Source organism: Oleiphilus sp. HI0080 (genome assembly GCF_001635135.1).
In genome coordinates, this window is sequence record NZ_LWFU01000711.1 from 1 (window position 1) to 2,931 (window position 2,931).

The window sequence follows — 2,931 nt, forward strand, 5'->3', positions numbered from 1 at the left end:
CTTTATGCTCTGGAAGGATGTAATCAGAGCGAGCGCCAGAAATGAACAACACATTTTTTTCATAACGACCACCATGCGGTGCCGCTAGAATATTCGTATAATTGGCTTTGATGGCTTCAAAGTTAAATCGCCATACCAATCCTGAGTCTCCATCATCAGCTCGACGTAAACTCTTAATAAGAAACTGCCTAACACCCCAGTCCTCGATCCATTTTGACAACGCTTCATCTGCAGCCTGCCTTGAACCAACCGGACTCTCGGCTAGCTCCGCCAAGCCCCTGAGTATCTGTTCGTGGCCTGGTGAATACTGCACGGGCGCAATATCGGCAACAATTAGCGCCTCGACTCGCTCTGGATACATCAATGCAACCTGCATCGCCGTTTTACCGCCCATAGAATGGCCAATCAACGCAGCCTGTTTGATGTTTTGGTCGTCCAAATAATCAATAACATCTTTAGCCATGACGTCGTAGTCAAGCAGAGACGAGTGAGGAGATTGCCCGTGATTGCGCAAATCCAAAAGGTGAACCCGGAACTGCTCGGACAGTCCTTTCCCAAGCGTCAGAAGATTGTCCGATGCAGCAAACAAACCATGGAGTATCACCACATGGTTTAGTGATTCTTCTGGGCCAAGTTTCCTGCTAAACAGTTTCATTCAAGACGGACAGAAAAATTAGAAATCTGCCGGCGTCGTGCAGGAAACAATGCGGCAGTCTTCGTCGAAGGGGTTGCGAAAACGATGCTCCCTTCTCGAGTCAAAATAATACCCCTCACCCGGCCCAATGATAAAAACCTCTCCGTCGACGGTCAGCTCAAACTGACCCTCCAGAACATAACCGGCTTCTTCGCCTTCGTGTACATACATATCACCACCAGTATCCGAGCCCGGAGGGAGACGCTCAACCAGGAAAGACATCTGTCTGTTCGGAAAAGATTTACCCACTAATTTCCATTCGATCTCATTCACTGATGAGTCCAATAATTCGCCTGCAGGATAAACAACAGGCGTCTCTACTTTTGCAGAATCTTCCGAGTCGAAAAACTCCATCAGAGACATAGGGAGGCCAGACAGCACTTTTTTAAGTGAACTTACACTTGGGCTAACACTGTTCTTTTCAATCATGGAAATGGTGGAGTTTGTAACCCCGGCTCTTTTCGCAAGCTCTCTTTGAGATATGCCTGTTTTTTTGCGCACTTCGCGCAATCTCTGACCTACATCCATAGCTACTTCCGTGCTTAATTATGGTTTATGGTCGTGCATTATCCCACACGCTCGCTTAATATATCAAACAGTTGATTCTGTATTTAAGGTATTAGTCATGCTCAACCCTTCCACACACTCCCGTACCTATCCACCCTCTTATTATGAAGCAAGTCTGACTGACAAAGAGGGCTTCCCACAAGCAAAGGGGGCGCTTTCTACTCAGGTTTGTATTATCGGGGGCGGTTTCAGTGGCGCAAGCACTGCTTTGGAATTGAGAGAGCGCGGTATCAATGTCATTTTGGTCGAAGCGTATCGCATTGGATGGGGCGCCTCAGGACGCAATGGCGGGCAGTTAATCCGCGGCATTGGTCACGGCCTAGATCAATTCAAGAATCAAATCGGCACCGAGGGCATCAAAGCGATTGATGACATGGGCTTTGAAGCAGTCGATATTGTGAAGCAGCGAGTTGAGAAATACGCAATCGATTGCGATCTTAAATGGGGCTATTGCGACCTTGCCACTAAACCTCGACACCTCAAAGATTTTATTGAAGACAAAGAGTGGCTCGACTCGATTAACTACCCGCACAAAACTCGTCTCATTAGCAAAGACGAAATGCATCAGGTCGTCGGCTCAGACCAGTACATTGGTGGCCTTATTGATATGGGTAGCGGCCACCTTCATCCACTTAAACTCAATGTTGCCGAAGCTCGGATTGCAGAAAATCTAGGTGCAAAAATCTTTGAGAACTCTCGCGTTATAGATATCCAGAAAGGCACGCAATGCATTGTCAAAACAGAGAAAGCAGAGATCCGTTGCGACCAACTAGTCATCTGCGGAAATGCCTATGTCGGAGACTTGGATAAAACACTGAGTGCGAAAGTGCTACCGGCTGGCAGCTATGTCATCGCAACCGAACCGCTCACAGAAGATGAAGCACAACGGGCGCTACCGCAAGACATGGCCGTATGCGACCAAAGAGTGGATCTTGACTATTACCGTTTGTCTGCAGATAACCGGCTTTTATTTGGCGGTTTGTGCACGTACTCAGGTAGAGATCCTAAATCAATCATAGACGCGCTGAAGCCTAACCTGGATAAAGTGTTTCCATACCTTGCGCATAAAAAAATCGACTTTCAATGGGGTGGAATGATTGGAATTGGCGCCAATCGTTTACCTCAAGTAGGTCGGCTTCAAGACAACATATATTATGCGCAGGCCTATTCAGGACATGGCGTAAATGCAACACATATGTCAGGTCGATTAATTGCCGAAACGATCAATAACGAAAGCAATCGAATTGAAGTTTTTGAAAAGGTAAGTCACATGCGCTTTCCCGGAGGCCCAAGGTTCCGCTCACCAATGCTTGCAGCGGGAATGCTGTATCACCGATTCAAAGACCTGTTCTAGCCAACAGACTTTTTCTACTAACGAAATGAGGCTTTTGCTGAGGGATCAGAAATCACTGACTTCTGAAGAAGCGAAAAATGGGCAAGTGCAATCACACTCGCCCATTTGCGAACTAAATAGGAAGGCTCAGCTCTGACTATGCTTTGATAGAGCGGCGACGTGCTGCACCCAATCCAAATAATCCCCCCGCTAACAACGCGAGAGTGCCTGGCTCTGGAACCGATTGAAACTCAATGTTGTCGAGACCAAAACCAATGTTGCGTGTTCCACCAATCGTGGTACCAAGCACTTCAATACGATCAACGCCAGCAAACAT

General features: G+C 47.3%; 4 protein-coding genes. 1 reads left to right on the plus strand and 3 read right to left on the minus strand.

Translation table 11 applies throughout. From position 1 onward, the window contains the following. On the minus strand, positions 1-655 hold a 655-nt coding region (locus tag A3751_RS15255; RefSeq protein ID WP_068457678.1), incomplete at its 3' end, for an alpha/beta fold hydrolase. Positions 656-673: 18 nt separating this feature from the next. Next, the gene (locus tag A3751_RS15260) at positions 674-1,222 is read right to left on the minus strand and encodes a cupin domain-containing protein (RefSeq protein ID WP_068457680.1); all 549 of its coding nucleotides are present in this window, start codon (positions 1,220-1,222) and stop codon (positions 674-676) included. A 97-nt stretch (positions 1,223-1,319) separates the two neighbouring features. Here A3751_RS15260 and A3751_RS15265 point away from each other — a divergent pair, with 97 nt between their 5' ends. Beyond that, the gene (locus A3751_RS15265) at positions 1,320-2,615 is read left to right on the plus strand and encodes an FAD-binding oxidoreductase (RefSeq protein WP_068457682.1); all 1,296 of its coding nucleotides are present in this window, start codon (positions 1,320-1,322) and stop codon (positions 2,613-2,615) included. 136 nt (positions 2,616-2,751) lie between these two features. Here the strand turns inward: A3751_RS15265 and A3751_RS15270 are convergent. Beyond that, positions 2,752-2,931 (minus strand): PEP-CTERM sorting domain-containing protein (locus A3751_RS15270; RefSeq protein ID WP_068457684.1); only part of this gene is annotated, 180 nt, incomplete at its 5' end.

Excerpts from the sequence above, each read along its gene's own strand:
- A3751_RS15260 (WP_068457680.1), bottom strand. The coding sequence starts at position 1,222 with ATGGATGTAGGTCAGAGATTGCGCGAAGTGCGCAAAAAAACAGGCATA.
- A3751_RS15265 (WP_068457682.1), top strand. The coding sequence starts at position 1,320 with ATGCTCAACCCTTCCACACACTCCCGTACCTATCCACCCTCTTATTAT.